Annotated in this window: 20 protein-coding genes; 11 read left to right on the forward strand and 9 right to left on the reverse strand. The window is 60.9% G+C overall.

Going from position 1 to position 18,761, the window contains the following annotated elements; genetic code table 11:
• Positions 1–34 precede the first annotated feature (34 nt).
• Positions 35–1,141, reverse strand: coding sequence for a DNA polymerase III subunit beta (gene dnaN / locus AC0969_RS11885; protein WP_479624353.1), 1,107 nt, complete (start codon positions 1,139–1,141; stop codon positions 35–37).
• A gap of 136 nt (positions 1,142–1,277) precedes the next feature.
• Positions 1,278–2,675 carry a chromosomal replication initiator protein DnaA gene (dnaA, locus tag AC0969_RS11890; RefSeq protein WP_479624354.1) on the reverse strand — a complete coding sequence of 466 codons (1,398 nt, stop codon included), beginning with the start codon at positions 2,673–2,675 and terminating at the stop codon, positions 1,278–1,280.
• A gap of 383 nt (positions 2,676–3,058) precedes the next feature.
• On the opposite strand from dnaA, the gene rpmH reads away from it, so the two are divergent.
• The 7 genes from rpmH to AC0969_RS11925 all read left to right on the forward strand — a co-directional run bounded on the left by rpmH (position 3,059) and on the right by AC0969_RS11925 (position 8,157).
• Positions 3,059–3,193, forward strand: coding sequence for a 50S ribosomal protein L34 (rpmH, locus tag AC0969_RS11895; RefSeq protein ID WP_092757190.1), 135 nt, complete (start codon positions 3,059–3,061; stop codon positions 3,191–3,193).
• 32 nt (positions 3,194–3,225) lie between these two features.
• The gene (locus AC0969_RS11900) at positions 3,226–3,675 is read left to right on the forward strand and encodes a ribonuclease P protein component (protein ID WP_479624355.1); all 450 of its coding nucleotides are present in this window, start codon (positions 3,226–3,228) and stop codon (positions 3,673–3,675) included.
• Complete coding sequence (yidD, locus tag AC0969_RS11905; RefSeq protein ID WP_479624356.1) at positions 3,672–3,944, forward strand: membrane protein insertion efficiency factor YidD; 273 nt, start codon at positions 3,672–3,674, stop codon at positions 3,942–3,944. The genes AC0969_RS11900 and yidD overlap by 4 nt, the downstream gene beginning before the upstream one ends.
• Positions 3,941–5,638, forward strand: a complete 1,698-nt coding sequence (gene yidC, locus AC0969_RS11910) for a membrane protein insertase YidC (RefSeq protein ID WP_479624357.1) — start codon at positions 3,941–3,943, stop codon at positions 5,636–5,638. Before yidD ends, yidC begins: the two co-directional genes overlap by 4 nt.
• 73 nt (positions 5,639–5,711) lie before the next feature.
• Positions 5,712–7,082 (forward strand): tRNA uridine-5-carboxymethylaminomethyl(34) synthesis GTPase MnmE, encoded by a 1,371-nt coding sequence (gene mnmE / locus AC0969_RS11915; RefSeq protein ID WP_479624358.1) that lies wholly within the window; start codon positions 5,712–5,714, stop codon positions 7,080–7,082.
• Between the two features lie 18 nt (positions 7,083–7,100).
• Complete coding sequence (locus AC0969_RS11920; protein WP_479624359.1) at positions 7,101–7,577, forward strand: Crp/Fnr family transcriptional regulator; 477 nt, start codon at positions 7,101–7,103, stop codon at positions 7,575–7,577.
• Between the two features lie 43 nt (positions 7,578–7,620).
• Positions 7,621–8,157, forward strand: coding sequence for a hypothetical protein (locus AC0969_RS11925; protein ID WP_479624360.1), 537 nt, complete (start codon positions 7,621–7,623; stop codon positions 8,155–8,157).
• Here AC0969_RS11925 and AC0969_RS11930 read toward each other — a convergent pair.
• Together AC0969_RS11930 and AC0969_RS11935 are read right to left on the reverse strand one after the other, a co-directional pair.
• Positions 8,134–8,688, reverse strand: coding sequence for an adenine phosphoribosyltransferase (locus AC0969_RS11930; protein WP_479624361.1), 555 nt, complete (start codon positions 8,686–8,688; stop codon positions 8,134–8,136). The genes AC0969_RS11925 and AC0969_RS11930 overlap by 24 nt on opposite strands.
• Positions 8,689–8,741: 53 nt before the next feature.
• The gene (locus AC0969_RS11935; RefSeq protein WP_479624362.1) at positions 8,742–10,727 is read right to left on the reverse strand and encodes a monovalent cation:proton antiporter-2 (CPA2) family protein; all 1,986 of its coding nucleotides are present in this window, start codon (positions 10,725–10,727) and stop codon (positions 8,742–8,744) included.
• Between the two features lie 39 nt (positions 10,728–10,766).
• On the opposite strand from AC0969_RS11935, the gene AC0969_RS11940 reads away from it, so the two are divergent.
• Genes AC0969_RS11940 through AC0969_RS11955 form a run of 4 tightly spaced genes read left to right on the forward strand, consistent with a single transcriptional unit; the run spans position 10,767 to position 13,708 of the window.
• Positions 10,767–11,753, forward strand: coding sequence for a KpsF/GutQ family sugar-phosphate isomerase (locus tag AC0969_RS11940; protein WP_479624363.1), 987 nt, complete (start codon positions 10,767–10,769; stop codon positions 11,751–11,753).
• Positions 11,753–12,301, forward strand: coding sequence for a KdsC family phosphatase (locus tag AC0969_RS11945; protein WP_479624364.1), 549 nt, complete (start codon positions 11,753–11,755; stop codon positions 12,299–12,301). The genes AC0969_RS11940 and AC0969_RS11945 overlap by 1 nt, the downstream gene beginning before the upstream one ends.
• Positions 12,298–12,915: an LPS export ABC transporter periplasmic protein LptC gene (lptC, locus tag AC0969_RS11950; protein ID WP_479624365.1), complete on the forward strand. Its 618-nt coding sequence runs from the start codon at positions 12,298–12,300 to the stop codon at positions 12,913–12,915. The genes AC0969_RS11945 and lptC overlap by 4 nt, the downstream gene beginning before the upstream one ends.
• Before the next feature lie 19 nt (positions 12,916–12,934).
• Positions 12,935–13,708, forward strand: coding sequence for an SDR family oxidoreductase (locus AC0969_RS11955; RefSeq protein WP_479624366.1), 774 nt, complete (start codon positions 12,935–12,937; stop codon positions 13,706–13,708).
• Positions 13,709–13,789: 81 nt separating this feature from the next.
• Here the strand turns inward: AC0969_RS11955 and AC0969_RS11960 are convergent, their stop codons facing one another.
• The 5 genes from AC0969_RS11960 to AC0969_RS11980 form a co-directional block, all read right to left on the reverse strand.
• Complete coding sequence (locus AC0969_RS11960; RefSeq protein WP_479624367.1) at positions 13,790–14,326, reverse strand: RNA recognition motif domain-containing protein; 537 nt, start codon at positions 14,324–14,326, stop codon at positions 13,790–13,792.
• 258 nt (positions 14,327–14,584) lie between these two features.
• Positions 14,585–14,953 (reverse strand): RNA recognition motif domain-containing protein, encoded by a 369-nt coding sequence (locus tag AC0969_RS11965; RefSeq protein WP_479624368.1) that lies wholly within the window; start codon positions 14,951–14,953, stop codon positions 14,585–14,587.
• A 187-nt stretch (positions 14,954–15,140) separates the two neighbouring features.
• The gene (locus AC0969_RS11970) at positions 15,141–15,332 is read right to left on the reverse strand and encodes an anti-sigma factor family protein (protein ID WP_479624369.1); all 192 of its coding nucleotides are present in this window, start codon (positions 15,330–15,332) and stop codon (positions 15,141–15,143) included.
• Between the two features lie 8 nt (positions 15,333–15,340).
• Positions 15,341–15,904, reverse strand: coding sequence for a sigma-70 family RNA polymerase sigma factor (locus AC0969_RS11975; protein ID WP_479624370.1), 564 nt, complete (start codon positions 15,902–15,904; stop codon positions 15,341–15,343).
• A gap of 11 nt (positions 15,905–15,915) precedes the next feature.
• Positions 15,916–18,723 (reverse strand): ATP-binding protein, encoded by a 2,808-nt coding sequence (locus AC0969_RS11980; RefSeq protein WP_479624371.1) that lies wholly within the window; start codon positions 18,721–18,723, stop codon positions 15,916–15,918.
• Between the last annotated feature and the right edge of the window lie 38 nt (positions 18,724–18,761).

Raw genomic sequence — 18,761 nt, forward strand, 5'->3', positions numbered from 1 at the left:
TATTAAGCGCAGGCAGCTATTATTTTTATAGCAATCAAATACGCATCGGCATCACGACGTATTTGAAGCTTTCGTTCTCAGGAATGGTCAGCAGTGCCGAGCTGTTGCTGTCGCCCAGCGAGATGGTGACCATGTCTTGCTGCATATTGGCCAGCGCGTCGATCAGGTAGGTGACATTGAAGCCAATCTCGATGCTGTCGCCGCCGTAGTCCACATCCAGCTCGTCCACAGCTTCTTCCTGTTCGGCGTTGTTGGACGCGACGCGCAGGGTGCCCGGATCGACGTTCAAGCGCACGCCCTTGAACTTGTCGCTGGTCAAAATCGCGGTGCGTTGCAGGCTGGACAAGAAGGCCTGGCGGCCCAGGGTGATGTGGTTCTGGTGGGTCTTGGGGATCACGCGGTTGTAGTCGGGGAACTTGCCCTCGACCAGCTTGGTGACGAACTCCATGCCGTCAAAGCTGAACTTGGCCTGGTTGCTGGCGAATTGCATCTCGATCGCGCCTTCGGCGTCGCTCAGCAGACGCTGCATTTCCAGCACGGTTTTGCGCGGCAAGATCACCTCTTGCTTGGGCACTTCCACATCCAGCGCGGCCGAGGCAAAGGCCAGGCGGTGGCCGTCGGTAGACACCAGGCTGAGCTGGTTGCCTTCGGCCACAAACAAAATGCCGTTCAGGTAGTAGCGGATGTCGTGCACCGCCATCGCAAACGACACCTGACCCAGCAGGGCTTTCAACGTCTTTTGCGGCACGCTAAACACCGGGCCAAAGTTGGCCGCCTCTTGCACCAGCGGAAAGTCTTCGGCGGGCAGGGTTTGCAGCGTGAATTTGCTCTTGCCGCCTTTGAGGATCAGCTTGTTTTGGCTGGATTCGAGCGACACGGTCTGGTCGGCCGGCATGGTGCGCAGAATGTCGATCAGCTTGCGGGCACCGACGGTGGTGCTGAAGTCGCCTGCGTCGCCATCCAGCTCGGCGCTGGTGCGGATCTGGATTTCCAGGTCGCTGGTGGTGAGCTGCACCGTACTGCCGGTTTTGCGCAACATCACATTGGCCAGAATCGGCAGGGTGTGCTTGCGCTCCACAATTCCGGCGACCGACTGGAGCACCGCGAGAACCTTGCTTTGAGTAGCCTTCAAAACGATCATGTCAACCCCATACTTTTTAGAAACAAGCTTTTTGGAAAATACCGGCAGGCCTGATTTTCCCTGTTTTTACAACCCGGTTTATTAACTTTCATGGACTCGGGTGCAGAGCACCCCGAGCCATGAAAGTTGTTTCACGTTAACCCTTCAAGGTTTGCTCCAGCACGTGCAGTTGCTGGTTCAGCTCGGTGAGCTGCTGGCGTTCGCCGCCAATTTTGCGCACGGCGTGCAGCACCGTGGTGTGGTCGCGGCCGCCGAACAATTCGCCGATTTCGGGCAGGCTTTTTTGCGTCAGCTCCTTGGCCAGGTACATCGCAATCTGGCGCGGCCGGGCAATGCTGGCCGGGCGCTTCTTGGAGTACATATCGGCGACCTTTATCTTGTAATAGTCGGCCACCGTCTTCTGGATGTTTTCCACCGAAATCTGCCGATTCTGGATCGACAACAAGTCACGCAAGGCTTCGCGGGCCAGCTGGATCGACATTTCTTTCTGGTTGAAACGCGAATAGGCCAGGCATTTGCGCAGCGCGCCTTCGAGTTCGCGTACGTTGGAGCGCACGTTTTTGGCCACAAAAAAGGCCACTTCTTCGGGCATTTCGGTGCCCTCGGCGCGCGATTTGTTGATCAAAATCGCCACCCGCATCTCCAGCTCGGGCGGCTCTATGGCCACCGTCAGCCCGGAGTCAAAGCGCGACACCAGCCGCTCGTGGATGTCGGCCAAGCCCTTGGGATAGGTGTCGCTGGTCATCACGATGTGCGACTTCTTGGTCAGCAGCGCCTCGAAGGCGTTGAAGAACTCTTCTTGCGTGCGGTCCTTGTTGGCGAAGAACTGCACGTCGTCAATCAGCAACAGATCCAGCGAGTGGTAACGCTCTTTGAATTCGTCAAAAGTCTTGCGCTGGTAGGCTTTAACCACATCCGAGACGAACTGCTCTGCATGGATGTAGAGAACTTTGGCATCGGGCCGGTCAGCCAGCAAACGGTTGCCCACGGCGTGCATCAAATGGGTCTTGCCCAAGCCCACGCCGCCGTAGATAAACAGCGGGTTGTAGAGCTGGCCAGGCGTGCCGGAAACATGCATGGCGGCGGCCCGGGCCATGCGGTTAGCCGTGCCCTCGACCAGCGTGTCAAAGGTCAGCGCGGTGTTCAGGCGGTTTTTGAATTGCGCCTGGGCCGGGTCTTCGCTGGCAGGAACCGGGTCTGGCGTGCTGCCCACACCTTGCGGAACCAAAACCGTAGCGTGTGTCCTTACTTGCGCCTCACGAGGAGTAAGGACTAACTCAAGTGGAATAGTTTGGCCGTAAAGTTTCTCCAGCAAGGCACTGATACGGCTGACGTACTGCGCACGGATCCAGTCCAGCTTGAAGCGGTTGGCAACAAATAAAGTGACCTTAGAGAAGTCGTCATTGACCTGTGCCACCAAGGGCTTGATCCAGGTGTTGAACTGCTGCTCGGGCAGTTCTTGGGCCAACTGCTCTGCGCAGGCTTGCCATAAACTGTGGCCTGCGCCAGTGTTGGTGGGGATTCCCTCTGTCATTGTGGGCGGTGTCTACTTCTGTGGATAAATGAGGGATCGGCGAACCCGCCATTGTAGTTTGTCCCGCCCTTATCCACAATTTCCAGTGAGTGGCCAACCCGCTGCCTTGGCATACGCCCCGCCGAGAGAACTCTTGCCACGCGCCAAAAAATTTGCCATAATGCCGGGTTTCCCTGACTAAATTCATCTAGACAGTTTCCGGGCCTCGCGTAAGTGAGGGCTTTGGGGTATCGAACAGATGGGTGTACCGGGCTTTGTGTGACCACCTGAAGGTAACGCTTAGTCCCCAGCTTCAGGGTCCATCAAAAGGGCATTCAACCGCCCCCCATTTTTGGCAACGCATCAACAAGCGGCGCCAATCCGAACTCTTCTAGGATGTCATCATGAAACGCACTTACCAACCGTCGAAAATCAAGCGTGCCCGTACCCATGGTTTCATGGTCCGCATGAAAACCCGTGGCGGCCGTGCTGTCATCAACGCACGCCGCGCCAAAGGCCGCAAGCGTCTGGCTGTCTAAGCTGGCGCACTGACTTCGGTCTGAAACCTGCCGTGCAGCGACTTAAAACGCGGGCGCAGTTTCAGGCCGTTTTAGCGGGTAAGACCGTGGCCCGGACACCGCATTTCGCGTTGCACCGTGCTGCTTTGGATGCACTACCCGTGCCACCCAAAACCACTGCTAAATCCACTCCTCCTACAGAGCCCGAGTCCATGCGACCGCAGGCTCTGTTTGGCGTTCAGGACGTGTGGGTAGGTGCTATGGCACCCAAACGCTGGGCCAAACGGGCGGTGACCCGCAATGCCATCAAGCGCCAGATCTACCAAGTGGTTCAGGCTTTTGAGCCGCGCTTTCCGCAAGCGGCCCACGTGGTGCGTCTGCGGGGTGTGTTTGACCGCAAGCTGTTTATCAGCGCTACGTCTGAAACCCTCAAGCTGGCGGTACGCACCGAGCTGGAGCAATTGTTTGGCATGGCCGTCACTAAAGTGGAGCCTGCTCCATGATGCAATCCCTGTTGATGGGGGTGGTGCGCGGCTACCGATTGCTGCTCAGCCCGTGGCTGGGTTCGGCGTGCCGTTTTGAGCCCACTTGCTCGGTGTACGCATTGGCGGTGTTAGAGCGGCATGGTGCGGCAGCGGGTTCTTATTTGACACTACGGCGGCTGGCGCGCTGCCACCCCTGGTGCGATGGTGGGCTCGACCTGCCACCGCATGAGCGACCCCGGCTTTTCTCTCCCTTGCTTTCCTCCTCTTCACATAAGAAGTCTTCATGAACGATATTCGCCGAACCATCCTGTGGGTGATTTTTGGTTTTTCTATGGTGCTGCTGTGGGACAAATGGCAAGTTTTCAACGGCCATAAAGCAACCTTCTTCCCCGTGCCTGTTGAGCAGGCCGCAGCGGGAAAACCGGTCGCCGGAGCCTCGTCGGTGCCCGCACTCGTAGCAGCCCCCGCCGCTGGTGTGGCCCAGGTGCCGGTGGATCTGGCTGCGCCTGCCGCCGCCAAAGAACAAGTGGTAGTAACTTCTGACCTGTTGAAGCTGACCTTTGACACCGAAGGCGGCTCCCTGGTGCGCTCCGAGTTGCTGGGCCAGGTGGATATGTTCGACACGGCGAAGAACTTTGTCTTGCTCGACGACAGCAAAGACCGCTATTACCAAGCCCAGACCGGTTTAATTGCCGGTGTCGGCTCGGTCGGCGGTGCGGCCCTGCCCAGCCACAAGACGCTGATGACTTTGGTGCCCGGCGAGCGCAGCTTGCAGGACGGTATGAACGAATTAGTGGTCCGCTTTGAATCGCCAGCGGTTGGCGGTGTGAAGCTGGTCAAGACCTATACGTTGGCCCGTGGAGCCTATGTGATCAACGTCAAACACGAAGTGCAAAACGTCGGCACAACCGCTGTATCCCCCCAGTTGTACTTGCAGCTGGTGCGTGACGGCAACAAGCCGCCAGGTGAGTCGTCGTTCTATTCCACCTTCACCGGCCCAGCTGTTTACACCGATGCCATGAAGTACCAAAAGGTCGAATTCAAAGCCATCGAAGAAAACAAGGTAGATATCGAGAAGACCGCCACCACCGGCTATGTAGCGATGGTGCAGCACTACTTTGCCAGCGCCTGGCTGCTGGGTGACGGCATCCATCGCGATCTGTTCATGCGCAAGGTTGATACCAACTTGTACGCGGCGGGCATGATCACGCCGGTGAACGACATCGCTCCCGGTACCAGCAAGTCGCTGGAAGCCCGCATGTTCGTGGGCCCGCAGCTCGAAAAACTACTGGAGACGCTGACCCCCGGCCTGGAGCTGGTGAAGGATTACGGCTGGGTCAAAATTTTGGCCGAACCGCTGTACTGGCTGCTGGACCAAATCCACAGCGTCTTGAAAAACTGGGGTTGGTCCATCGTGGCCCTAGTGCTGCTGTTGAAAATTGCTTTCTACTGGCTCAATGCCAAGGCCTATTCCAGCATGGCCAAGATGAAGGCGGTCAACCCGCGCATCACCGAAATGCGCGAGCGCCTGAAAGACAAGCCCGCCGAAATGCAGCAGGCCATGATGAAGATCTACCGTGAAGAAAAGATCAACCCAATGGGTGGCTGCTTCCCCATCATGGTTCAGATTCCGGTGTTCATGGCCCTGTACTGGGTGCTGCTGTCCAGCGTGGAAATGCGCAATGCGCCTTGGGCCATGTGGATCCACGACCTGTCATCGCCCGATCCGTTTTATGTTTTACCGGTACTGATGGCCATGACCACCATGCTGCAAACCTCGCTGAATCCCGCGCCACCGGATCCGCTGCAAGCCAAAATGATGTGGTTTATGCCACTGGCGTTCTCGGTGATGTTCTTCTTCTTTCCGGCCGGGCTGGTGATGTACTGGATTACCAATAACATCTTGTCGATTGCCCAGCAGTGGCTCATCAACACCCGCATGGGCGTGCCACCGAAGTTCCATTTGCCATCGTTCAAATAACACCGTCCCCTTGGTGCACCAAAGCCGCTGAACCTCCGGGTTGGGCGGCTTTTTTTCTGGAAAGTTTCTTGCCATGCACAGCCTTAACGATAGCCCCATCGCCGCCATCGCCACCGCCCCCGGTCGGGGAGCCGTTGGTATCGTCCGGGTCAGCGGTAAGCAGATTGGGCCGGTGATCGAAGCCCTGTGTGGCCGCCCACTCAAAGCCCGCGAGGCGACATATCTGCCCTTCCGCGATGCGGCAGGCGCAGCCATCGACCACGGCCTGGCCCTGCATTTCCCCGCGCCGCATTCCTACACTGGCGAAGATGTGCTGGAGCTGCAAGCCCACGGCGGGCCGGTGGTACTGCAACTGCTGCTGGCGCGCTGCCTGGAGGCAGGGGCGGTCATCGGCGTGCGGCTGGCCCAGCCGGGCGAATTTACCCAGCGCGCGTTTTTGAACGACAAGATCGACCTGGCCCAGGCCGAAGCTATTGCCGACCTGATCGATGCCAGCACCGAGGCGGCGGCCCGCAGCGCGGCGAGGTCGCTCTCCGGCGAGTTCTCGAAAGAAATCCACAGCCTGCGCGACGGCCTGGTCCATCTGCGCATGCTGGTCGAAGCCACTTTGGATTTTCCTGAAGAAGAAATCGACTTCCTGCGCAAGGCAGATGCGCACGGACAGCTATCAAAATTGCAGCAAAAGCTGCTAACGGTCATGCAACGCACCCGCCAGGGCGCTTTGCTGCGCGAAGGCATCAAGGTGGTGATTGCGGGCCAGCCGAACGCGGGCAAGTCGTCATTGCTGAACGCCTTGGCCGGGGCCGAGCTAGCCATCGTCACCCCGATTGCGGGCACCACGCGAGACAAGGTGGCCCAAACCATCCAGATTGAAGGCGTACCCATCCACGTGATCGACACCGCCGGTCTGCGCCACAGCATGGATGCGATCGAGGCCATCGGTATCGAGCGCGCCTGGGCCGAAATCGAGGCCGCCGATGCCGTGCTGTTTTTGCACGACCTGACCCGTGCCGACCAGGCCGACTACCAGGCCGCCGATGCAGCCATCACAGCCGAACTGGCCCAGAAACTACCGCCCCGCGTGCCGGTGATCGACGTGTGGAACAAGCTGGATTCCCACGCCGCAGCCCACGGTGTGCTGGCCCTCTCGGCCAAAACCGGTGCCGGGCTGGACACCCTGCGCCGCAAACTGCTGGACGTGGCCGGTTGGCAGGCTTCGCCCGAGGGCGTGTTTATCGCCCGTGCCCGCCACGTGCAGGCCTTGCAACGGGTGGAAGTGCATGTCAACGCGGCGCAAAGCCACTTGGCCGCGCAGGCGCAACTGCTGGACGTGCTGGCGGAGGAGCTGCGGCTGGCCCAAAACGCCTTGAACGAGATTACCGGCGCATTCAGCGCAGACGATTTGCTGGGGGTGATTTTTTCCAGCTTTTGCATTGGCAAGTGAATGCCATAAACTGTCGCGATGACTAATGCCGCGCCCGATCTCCAAGGCCTCATCGACGCATTGGTGCTGAACAAAGCCCAGGACGGCCTAAACCTGAACCTGCTGCCCGCCCAGTGGGAGGCCTTGGCGCACTATCTGCAACCCTTGACCGTCGTGCAAGGTGATATTTTGTTCAAGCAAGGGGCGATGGACCGCACGCTCTACTTTATTGCCAGTGGCAGCCTGAGCGTGCATTTTGAAGATGCCGAAAGCCGCATTCGGCTGGCGATTGTGGGCGCAGGCAGTGTGGTCGGGGAAGGCAGTTTTTTCACGGGCACACCCCGCAGCGCCACGGTGCAGGCGGGCAGCACCTGTGTCTTGTGGAGCCTGTCTCCCATGCGGTTTACCGAAATGACCCACCGCAAACCCGAGCTGGCCCTGGCGCTGGCCATGGGTGCAGGCGCCGTGGTCGCCAAGCGCTTACAGCACAGCCGCTACCGTGTCGCCGTGACATGAGCCCGCACATCCCCCCAACTTTCACATGAAAGAAGGCAAAAACATGTCCTTTTTAAATTGGTTTTTACGCAAACCCCAAGCCGATGCAGATGCGGCCCCCTCCCACCTGCCCGACTCCACCGCGCTGCGGGATGCCCGGATCGACCGCCGCGAGCGCCTGTACGCGGTTGTCCGTACCGCGCTGGTGCAGGCCGGTGTGCAAACCGCCAGCTTCAAATTCAAAGTGTTGGCACTGGACGACCAGGGTGAGCAGTTTTTGGTGATGGTGGATGCCGCCCCGCCATGGGGTGGAGATGCCGGGTGGCGAACGCGCATCGAGCTGCAAATAGTGCAGACCGCACAAACCCAGCATGGGCTGGTGATTACGTCGGTGTATTGGCGTACCAACGAGGCATTGGCTGCCGCTGCGACCAGCGTTCCGGCGACATTGTCGAGCCCGGATGCAGGCCCTTCGGACCGGGTCAGCTTGACAGGGGGTGTTGGCCGTTATGAACCGCTGCAAGACGACGAGGTAGCCGCTTTCCAACAGGCGTTGGAAGCGGCCTCGCGCCTACCTTCAGTGTCCAGAAAAATCCACTAGCGTAAACAGCGACAAGCCGCTTTCACGCAGCTTGTGGGAGCCCCCCAGCTCGGGCAAATCGACAATCGCAGCGCCTTCCACCACCGTAGCACCCAATTTTTCGAGTAGTTTTTTACCCGCCATCATGGTGCCGCCAGTAGCAATCAGGTCGTCGATCAGCAGCACCCGGTCTCCGGCCTTGACGGCATCGGTGTGCAGCTCTACGGTGGCACTGCCGTATTCCAGCTCGTAGGTTTCTTCGACCGTAGTGAACGGCAGCTTGCCTTTTTTGCGGATCGGCACAAAGCCAATGTTCAACTCATACGCCACCACCGCGCCCAAAATGAAGCCGCGTGCATCCAGTCCGGCCACCACGTCCGGGCGCAGGGCCGGGTCCATATAGCGGTGCACAAAGGCATCGATCATGACGCGGAACACGCGGGGGTTTTGCAACAGCGGGGTGATGTCCCGAAACTGCACGCCGGGTGCGGGCCAGTCGGGCACCGTGCGCATATGGGCCTTGAGGTACGCGTTGACGTTGAAGCTTGTCATGGGAGGTGTCATCAAAGGAGAGAGGGGGGGCTATTGTGCCCTGCCCCATCCGCTCAGCCTTTTAAAAACTTCTCTTCGGCCAGGGCCAGGGTGGCGACTTGGCCCGACAGCACCAACGTGTCGCCGTCTTCTAGCAACACGCTGTCGCTGGGCAGCTCGGTTTTGCCATTTTTGCGCCGCAGGCTGATCACCCGCACGCCCACGGCGTGCAAGGCCAGTCGGCCCAAGGGCTTGCCCAGGCATTTGGCGGCCAGCGTCAGAGTCAGGGTGGTCAGGCGCTCGTGGTGCAGCTCGTCCACGCCGTCATCGTCGGCACCGTGGAAATAGCCGCGCAGCAGGTTGTAGCGCGCATCCCGCTGATCCTGCACTACCCGGATCACCCGGCGCATCGGTACGCCCACCAGCGCCAGTGCGTGGCTGGCCAGCATCAGCGACCCCTCAATCGCCTCGGGCACGACTTCGGTGGCACCGGCCTGGCGCAGTTTTTCCAAATCGTGGTCGTCCTGGGTGCGCACAATCACCGGCACCTGCGGCGCGTGGGCACGGGTGTTGGCCAGCACTTTGAGTGCGCCCGCCACGTCCAGGTAAGTAATCACTACCGCGCTGGCCCTTGCCAAGCCTGCCGCCATCAGCGCCTGCAAGCGGGCGGCATCGCCAAACACCACCGAGTCGCCAGCGGCAGCCGCCTGGCGGACGCGGTCAGGGTCCAGGTCCAGCGCCATGTACGGTATGCCCTCGCGCTCCAGCATGCGGGCCAGATTCTGCCCGCAGCGCCCGTAGCCGCAGATGATCACGTGCTTGTTGGCGTTGATCGACTTGCGTGCAATGGTGGTCATTTGCAGGGATTGCTGAAGCCATTCGCTGCTGACCAGCTTCATCACGATCTTGTTGCTGAACATAATGATGAAGGGCGTGGCCAGCATCGACAGCACCATGCTGGCCAGAATCGGGTTCAGCAACGACGCAGGCACCAGCCGGTTAGTCTGCGCCAGCGTCAGAAGCACAAAACCGAATTCGCCCGCCTGCGCCAGATACAGCCCGGTGCGCAACGACACCCCCGCCGTGCCGCCCAGCAGCTTGGCCAGCGCCGTCACCATCACCAACTTGAACAGCACCGGCAAGCTCACCAGCAGCAGCACCAACGGCCAACTCTCCAGCACCAAGCGCCAGTCCAGCAGCATGCCGATAGTGATGAAAAACAAGCCCAGTAGCACATCGTGGAACGGGCGAATATCGGTTTCCACCTGGTGCTTGTATTCGGTCTCAGATATGAGCATGCCCGCAATGAAGGCCCCCAGCGCCAGACTCAGGCCCGCCAGCTCGGTCAACCAGGCCAGGCCCAGGGTGATCAACAGCAGGTTCAACACAAACAGCTCTTCGCTCTTGCGCCGCGCCACAATCGTCAGCCACCAGCGCATCACCCGCTGCCCACCCACCAGCAACACGGTGATCAGCACCGTGGCCTTGAACGATGCCAGCGCCAGCGCGGTCAGTAGATCCTCGGGTGATGAGCCCAGCGCGGGTATCAAGACCAGCAGCGGCACTACTGCCAAATCCTGGAACAGCAGCACCCCCATGACGCGCTTGCCATGCTCGGATTCCATCTCCAGGCGCTCAGACATCAGTTTGACGACGATGGCCGTACTGCTCATCGCCAAAGCCCCCGACAGCGCCAGCGCCGTCTGCCATTCCATATGCCATAGCTTGGGAGCCGCTGCGGCCAAAGCCAGGGACGCAAACGTCGCCAACAGCATCGTCACCGTCACCTGAAACAAACCCAGCCCGAACACATGCTGCCGCATGGCCCGCAGCTTGGGCAGATTGAATTCCAGCCCGATCACAAACATCAGGAACACCACACCAAACTCCCCCAGATGCTTGATGCCCTCGGAGTTCTGCGCAAGCGCTAAGGCATTCGGCCCAATCACCACCCCCACCACCAGATAACCCAGCATCGGCGGCAGCTTCAGCGAGCGGAACGTGACCACCCCCAGCACAGCGGCCAGCAGGTACATCAGCGTTAATTCAAGTCCAGTCATGCTCCGATGCTAACAAGGGCCGCCGATAGAATCGCAGCCATGACATCTGCTCCTCCCTTTGACGCAGCGCGCGCCCTGCGCCAAGCGTCCGACACCTTTGATCTCGAAGCCGCCGCCGTTACCGGCCTGAAAAACCGCCTGACCGACGCCTTCGCCCGCTCCGTGCACATGATGTTGACCGTGCAGGGCCGCGTGGTGGTCATGGGCATGGGCAAAAGCGGCCACATTGGCCGCAAAATCGCCGCCACCCTGGCCTCCACCGGCACCCCCGCCATGTTTGTCCACCCCGGCGAAGCCAGCCATGGCGACCTGGGCATGATCGAGCCCCGCGACATCGTGCTGGCCATTTCCAACAGCGGCGAATCCTCCGAAATCACCCTCCTGCTGCCGGTGCTCAAGCGCCAGGGCGTGCCCTTGATTGCCATCACCGGCGGCCTGCAATCCACCCTAGCCCGCCATGCCACCGAAGTGCTGGACGGCGGGGTAGACAAAGAAGCCTGCCCGCTGAACCTGGCTCCCACTGCCAGCACCACCGCCCAATTGGCGCTGGGCGACGCACTGGCCGTTGCCCTGCTGGACGCACGCGGCTTCCAGCCCGAAGACTTTGCCCGCTCGCACCCCGGTGGCGCGTTGGGCCGCAAACTACTGACCCACGTCAGCGACGTCATGCGCTCCGGCGACGAGGTGCCGCGCGTCAGCCCGGACGCCCTGTTCGGCGACATGATGCGCGAAATGAGCGCCAAGGGCGGCCTGGCCGCCATCGTGGACGCGCAGCAGCAGGTGCTGGGCGTGTTTACCGACGGCGACTTGCGCCGCTTGATTGAAAACGGTACCGATCTGCGGGCCACACGGGCGCGTGATGTCATGCACCTACACCCGCGCAGCATCCAGCCCCAAGCACTGGCAGTCGATGCCGCCGAGCTGATGGAGCGCCACCGCATCACCAGTGTGCTGGTGGTGGAGCCCGGCGGCACCCTGGTCGGGGTGGTGCACATTGGCGACCTGATGCGGGCGAAAGTCATTTGATGTCCACACCCACGCTCCATTTTCCTCCTGAGCTGCTGCTGCAAGCCCAGGATGTACGCGTCGCTTTTTTCGATGTGGATGGCGTGCTGACCGACGGCGGCCTGTACTTCTCTGAGTCCGGCGAAACCCTCAAGCGCTTCAACACCCTGGACGGCCACGGCCTCAAGTTGCTGCAAAAAGCCGGCATCACCCCCGCCGTCATCACCGGCCGCGACTCCCAACCCCTGCGCGTACGGCTGCAAGCCCTGGGTATCACCCATGCCGTGTTCGGCACCGAAGACAAGCGCCCGGCTGCCGAAAAAATCCTGGCCGAACTCGGCCTCGACTGGTCCCAGGCGGCGGCGATGGGCGACGACTGGCCCGACCTGCCGGTGATGCGCCGCTGCGCCCTGGCCTGCGCCCCTGCCAACGCCCAGACTGAAGTGTTGGCAGCCGCCCACCATATCACCCAGCGCACAGGCGGCCACGGCGCGGCGCGCGAGTTCTGTGACCTGTTGCTGGTCGCCAGTGGCCGCTACGCCGCGCTACTGCAAACCTATCTAGCGTGAAAGCCATGCTGCAATCGGTGTGGAACCGCCTCTCGATCTACCTACCAATCCTACTCATGGGCGTACTGGCCTTGGGCAGCTACTGGCTGGTGCGCAACACGCCGATGTTTACAGCACCCGGCGCAGTCACCCCAGCCACGCACGAGGCCGACTACTTCATGCGCAGCTTCTCGGTCAAAAATTTTGATGCCCTGGGCCACCTGAAAAGCGAAGTCTTTGGCTCCGAGGCCCGGCACTTTCCCGACACCGATACAGTAGAAATTACGCAAGTGCGCATCCGCTCGGTAAACCCACAAGGCCTGGTCACCGTATCCACCGCCGACCGGGGCCTGAGCAACGGCGATGGCTCCGAGGTGCAACTGTTTGGCAACGCCGTGGTGGTGCGCCAGGCGGTGACCATCAAGGGTGTGGTCGTGCAGCCCAAAATGGAATTCCGCAGCGACTTTTTGCACGCCTACCTAGAGACCGAACAAGTGCGCTCGAACAAACCCGTCACCCTGCTCCGGGGTGCGGACATCTTCACCGCCGACGCTATGGAATACAACAACCTGGACCGACTGATGCAGCTCGAAGGGCGCGTCAAAGGTATTTTGATCCCCCAGCCTACCCCCTAAGCCTGACACCAAAAACGGTATGTCCAAACTGGTTTTCATCACAGGCGCCTCCAGCGGTATTGGCCAGGCCCTGGCCTTGCGGTTTTTTCAGGCCGGATACCAACTGGCTTTGGTAGCCCGCCGTATTTCAGCAGTCGAATCATGGGCTAGTGCAAATGGAATAAGCACGAGTAGCTATCAAATATATAGTGCAGATGTCGCCATTCCCGAGAGCATCGTGGCGGCGGGACTGGCCTGCATTGCCAGCCAAGGCACCCCCGACGTGGTCGTCGCCAGCGCAGGCATCAGCATCGGCATGGACACCGCTATGGTGGAAGACATCGCCGTAATGGCGCAAACCTTTGCCACCAACAACATCGGCACAGCGGCGACTTTTCACCCCTTCATCCAGGCGATGGCGCAGCGGGGCAGTGGCACCTTGGTCGGCATTGGCAGCGTAGCCGGTATCCGTGGCCTCCCCGGCCATGGCGCGTACTGCGCCAGCAAAGCCGCGGTCATTGCGTATTGCGAAAGCTTGCGTGGCGAGTTGCGCGCCAGTGGCATCCAAGTGGTCACCATTTGCCCCGGCTATATCGACACGCCACTGACGCAGAAGAACCGTTATGGCATGCCATTTTTGATGCAACCCGAAGCTTTTGCCGAGAAAGCCTTCACAACCATTGAGGCAGGCGCCAGCTACCGCGTGATTCCGTGGCAGATGGGCGTAGTGGCCAAGTTAATGCGTTTATTACCCAATGCGGTGTTCGACAAGTTATTGGTTGGACGTGCCCGCAAACCCCGGCAATCTATGTAATCTGAGTTCTATTAAATAGGATGGATGAAAACAAAAAAGGCTCCGAGGAGCCTTTTTTAGTGGAGTGCAACAGTTAGCGAATTAGTAACCGCCACGGCCACCGCCGCCGCCATTACCACCGCCACCACCACGGGGGCCGGAACCGTAGGGGCTACGGAAACCACCGTCGCCACCACCGCCGCCACTGCGACCACCGCCGCCGCCATAGCCGCCGCCGCCTTCACCACGGCCGCCGCCACCACCGCCGTATCCACCGCCGCCACTGCGACCACCACCGCCGCCGCCGTAACCGCCGCCACCTTCGCCACCACCGCTACGGCCACCGCCACCACCGCCGTATCCACCGCCACCTGTGCGAGGGGGGCGTGCTTCCATGGGGCGTGCTTCGTTGACAACGCAAGCGCGGCCACCCAAAGGCTGGCCGTTCATGCCGTTGATAGCAGCTTGTGCTTCGGCATCGCTACCCATTTCGACAAAACCGAAGCCTTTAGAGCGACCGGTATCGCGCTCCATCATGACTTTGGCACTAGTGACGCTACCGAACTGGCCGAAAGACTGTTCCAGATCGCTGTCGCGCACGGAGTAAGGCAGATTGCCGACGTACAGTTTGTTGCCCATCAAGGGACTCCTCAAAAACACATTAATAAAGCGATGGAATCCCGAAAACGCAATCTGAAAATTTAGGACGCGAAACCGATCGACACCGCAAACTTGCATGGAAAAGCAATCCACACTTTTATATTATGCGGCGACTTCGATGGAATTCAAACAAAAAATGAGGCCACTTTCTTGGCTATAAATTTTGGGCAACAAAAAAGGGCCGCGAGGGCCCTTTTATATTTTGTGGCTGGGACGCGAGTCCCAAGCGAACAAATTTTAGTAGCTGTTGCGGCCACCGCCGTAACCGCCGCCACCATTGCCGCCGCCGTAGCCGCCGCCGCCGCCATTGCCACCACCGTAGCCACCGCCGCCGCCACCGGAGCGGGGAGGACGTGCCTCCATTGGACGTGCTTCGTTGACAACCAGGTTACGGCCGCCCATAGCTTGACCGTTCATGCCCTTGATAGCAGCTTGTGCTTCGGCATCGCTACCCATTTCGACGAAGCCGAAACCCTTAGAGCGGCCGGTGTCACGTTCCATCATGACCTTGGCGCTGGAGATGGAGCCGAACTGGCTGAAAGCCTGTTGCATGTCTTCATCGCGGAAAGAATAAGGCAGGTTGCCTACGTAAAGTTTGTTGCCCATGAAAGGACTCCTCTAAAAAACGCAAAACGCGATGGAGTCCGATAACCGCAATCAACAAACCATTGAAGACTAAAGCAGACGCGAAACTGACCAATCACCGCAAACTCGTACTGCCACTGGGTGACAGAACTTCGTGATTATGCCTGCATCTTGCCAAGAAGCCACAAAAAATTGTGATCTTGTTGCTTTACAGCCCGTCGCCTGCGTCGTAATTGCGCCATTGCCGCATGGCGTTGCGCATGGTGAGTAGCTGGCGTTCGAACTTCGGGCAGGCTTTGCAGGCCAGCAGATGCAAACGCAGGGCGACCGTGTCAGCGAGCCCGATACGGCGGTCTTCGCGGGCCAGCAGCAGGGCCGCAGCTTGTTTGCAGGTACGCATTAGCGGGATCACACAGCCTCCTTTGCGTTGCCAAACCAGTTGAGTTCCAGGCATTCACGCAGCCTCAGGCGGGCACGGTGCAGTTGGACATACAGGTTGGTCGGCGTAAGGCCCAGTTCCTTACAAATGTCGTCGCTGGACAGCTCTAGCCATTCGCGCATCAGGAACACCCGGCCCAGCATGGCGGGGAGTTTTTCGGTGCAGGCTTCCATGATCTGGAAGAACTGGCGGGAGTTCAAATCTTGCTCGGGGTTGCCCCAGTCCGCTGGGGTCTGTGCAAAGTGGCCGTCGGTTTTGAAGACCAGGTTGTCCAACTCGTCGGTCGATTCGCTATCGGTGTCCAAACACACCTCGCGGGCGTTGTGCCGAAACATATCCAATACCTTGTGCTTGAGGATGCCGACCAGCCAGGTTTTGAGCTGCGAGCGGCTGCCGAACGACTGCGGTTTGCTCAATGCGGCGAGCAAGGTTTCGGACACCGCGTCCTCCGCCCAGGCATCGTTGCGCAATTGCAGGCGTGCGAAGCGCAGCAGATACGTGCGGTGTCCGGCCAATTCATCGGTGAAGTCCATGCTGGCAAGTATCACCCGCGCCGCTTGGCCACCGCAATCGGCGGGGCCCAACGGGCGTTCTTCGGTTTCTTGCTGGTGATCAGGGTGATCTCGGCGGGTTCGAAGACTTCCAAGTTGTGGGTGATGGGCGTGGTCAGCACGTACTGGGCCTGGGTGGAGCGCAAAAAGTGGCCCACCAGCTGGATGTTGCGCACATCCAGATGGGCGAAGGGTTCGTCGATAAAGACGAAGCCGCCGGAGGCACTTTCCTCGTCCTTCAGCAGGCCCACCAGCAAGATCAGCGACTTGATGACCTGCTGGCCGCCCGAGGCCTCGCCGTCGTTCAGGCCGATGCTGCCCTTGCCGTCGAAGTTAAAGTGCACCTTGAGCCCGGCCTGGGCCAGCACGGTGTCGCTGTTTTCCAGCACCGGCAGGTCGGCGTGGACCACCACCCCGGCCAGTTCGCCCAGCTCCTGGATGTTTTTGCGGTAGCGGCGCACGGTGCTGCGCAGCACCTCGATGTAGCTCTCGCGGGCGTTGTGCACGGCGATGCCTGCCTGCGCATTCTTGGCCTGGTGGTCGCCCAGGCTGTAGCCCTGCTCGCGCACCAGCACCTCCATGCGGCGAAAGCGCTCTTCCACGGTGGCATCTTTTTCCCAGGTGTCGAGCTGCAATTCCTCGTGTACCGATTGCAGCCGCAGCCGGGCCTGGGTGTCGTTTTGGTAGGTGCGCACCAGGGCCTGCACCACGTGCGGGGCACGCCAGGCGGCGGGGATCTGGCGGCGGCGGTGGTTCGAGGTGTCGATGTTCGCGGTGTGCTGTTTGCGGCTGGTCAGCAGCTCGGCGGCCAGGCGGTCGGCCTCCTGGTTTTTTTGCCGCAGGCTGTGTTCCAGCTGGCGGTACTGGGTGTCGGTTTGCAAATGCCGGGTGTGGGCCTCGGCATAGCCCTTGTCCAGCGTTTGCCAGTGCAGGCTGGCGGCAATGCGGGCCTGTTTGGCGGCGGGCAGGGCCTGCTTGGCGGCAGAAAACTCGTCGTTGCGCTGGCCCAGCTCTTGGGCTGCACTGTGGCCGGCCAGAGATTTTTGGCAGTCTTTGATTTGCAGGCGGATGTCGCGCAGCTCTTGCCCCAGCGGGCCCAGGGCGGCATCCAGGCTGCGCAGGTCGCGCTCTACCGCGTCGCGCCGTGCGGTGAGTGCCGCCGCGCCAAACTGGTGGTCGCGCGGCTCGACCCACAGGGAGCGGGCTCCGCGCCCGTCGAAGCTGTAGGCCTGGGGTGTGATCCAGCTACCCGCAGTTTTGCGGCCCGCAGCGGGGCTGTCCACGCAGCGCAGGTGTTGCAGCTGCTGGATGAGCCAGCGGGGTACTTTGGCATCCAGGCGGATGTGGGCCAGCAGGGTGTCGGCATCGCCTGCGGGCGCCGTGTCGCCGGGCGTGGTGAGGTAGTGGCGGTAGCGGTCGGCGCTGGCGATGGCATCTGCGGCATCCACGTCTTCGGCTTTGTCCAGCAGCACCACCCAGCGCGAGGCCCGCAGCACGCCCTCGATGGCGGCACGCCAGTGTTCATCGCGCACCTCGACCACTTCGGCCAGGAAGCGGTGGCCGATTTTTTGCGCTTGCAAGCGCTGGCGCAGGCGCCGGGCATCGTCGGGGAAAGGTGGGGTGTTTTGGCCCTCTAGCGCAGATTGCACCTGCGCAGCCAGCTCTCTTTTTTGTAGTAGGGCGCTGTGCTTGCTTTGCAGTGCGGCCTCAGACGTGCGCAGGCCCTCCAGGTGGGTGGTCAGGGCCTCGACATCGCTTTCTTTATCGACCAGGGCCAGCAGCTCGGCTTCGCGCTTGGCCAGGGCTTCCAGCGGGCGCTCCAGATCGCGGGTGCTGTCGCGCTGGACGGCGGCGGCATCGCGCTCTTGCAGCAGCTGGGTGGCCTGGGTGTCGGCCTGGGCGCGGGCTTCCAGCAGATCGAGCAACTGGGCGTTTTGCCGGGCACGCTCGGCCACGGCCTGGTGGCTGTGCTGGCGCTGGCGGCGCTGGTCGCGGCTGCGCTCGGTGAGTTTGTGGCGCAGGCCGTGCCATTCGAGGACGGGCAGCACTTCTGTCGCCAGGCGCTCTTGCTCTTGCACCTTGTGCTGCCAGGTCTGGTAGTTGCTGACGCGGTTTTGCAGCTCGGCCAGCTGGGATTTGCTGTGGTCCAGTTCGTGGCTGGCCTGCTCCATTTCGCGGGTCAGTTGCTGCTGGTGCTCGCGGGCGGTGTCGTAGTGGCCCAGCACTTCCTGGTCGCCAAACACGTCGAACACCAGGCGCAGCAGCTCGCGCGGGCTGAATTCGCACAGGCGGTCGGTTTGGCCTTGCTCCAGCGACAGCACTTTGGCGATGGCCGGAGACAGCCCGGCGGCAGACAGCACGCGGCCCCAGGCTTCGATGCCCATCAGGCCCAGGTCTTTGTCGGGCATGTCGGTCAGTTGTTCGATGCTGACATCGCCCTCTAGCACCAGGTAGCGGCGCTGCCAGTCGCCGCCGTTGCGCTCGATGCGGCAGGCCAGCGTGACCTGGTCGCTGTAGAGCAGGCGCTTGGCGAAGGGGCGGCTGCTGGTTTGGCGGGTTTGGGCTTTGTTGTCCACCACGGCGCGCAGCCAGGCGATATTGGCCCCGGCGTGGCGGGCGTAGGTTTTGAAGTCGCGCGGCTGGGCGCATTTCAGCCCCAGCAGGGTGCGCAGTGCGTCCAGCAGGGTGGTTTTGCCCGAGCCGTTGGGGCCAGCGATGGTGATGATGGATGCGTCCAGCGGCAGGCTGACGCGTTGGCAGTAGTCCCAGTGGACCAGCTCTAGGCTTTGCAGGTGGAACATGGGTTTACTTTAAAAATGATAGCTGCTTGCGCAGGTGG

The sequence above is a fragment of the Rhodoferax sp. LB1P47 genome, assembly GCF_056521445.1.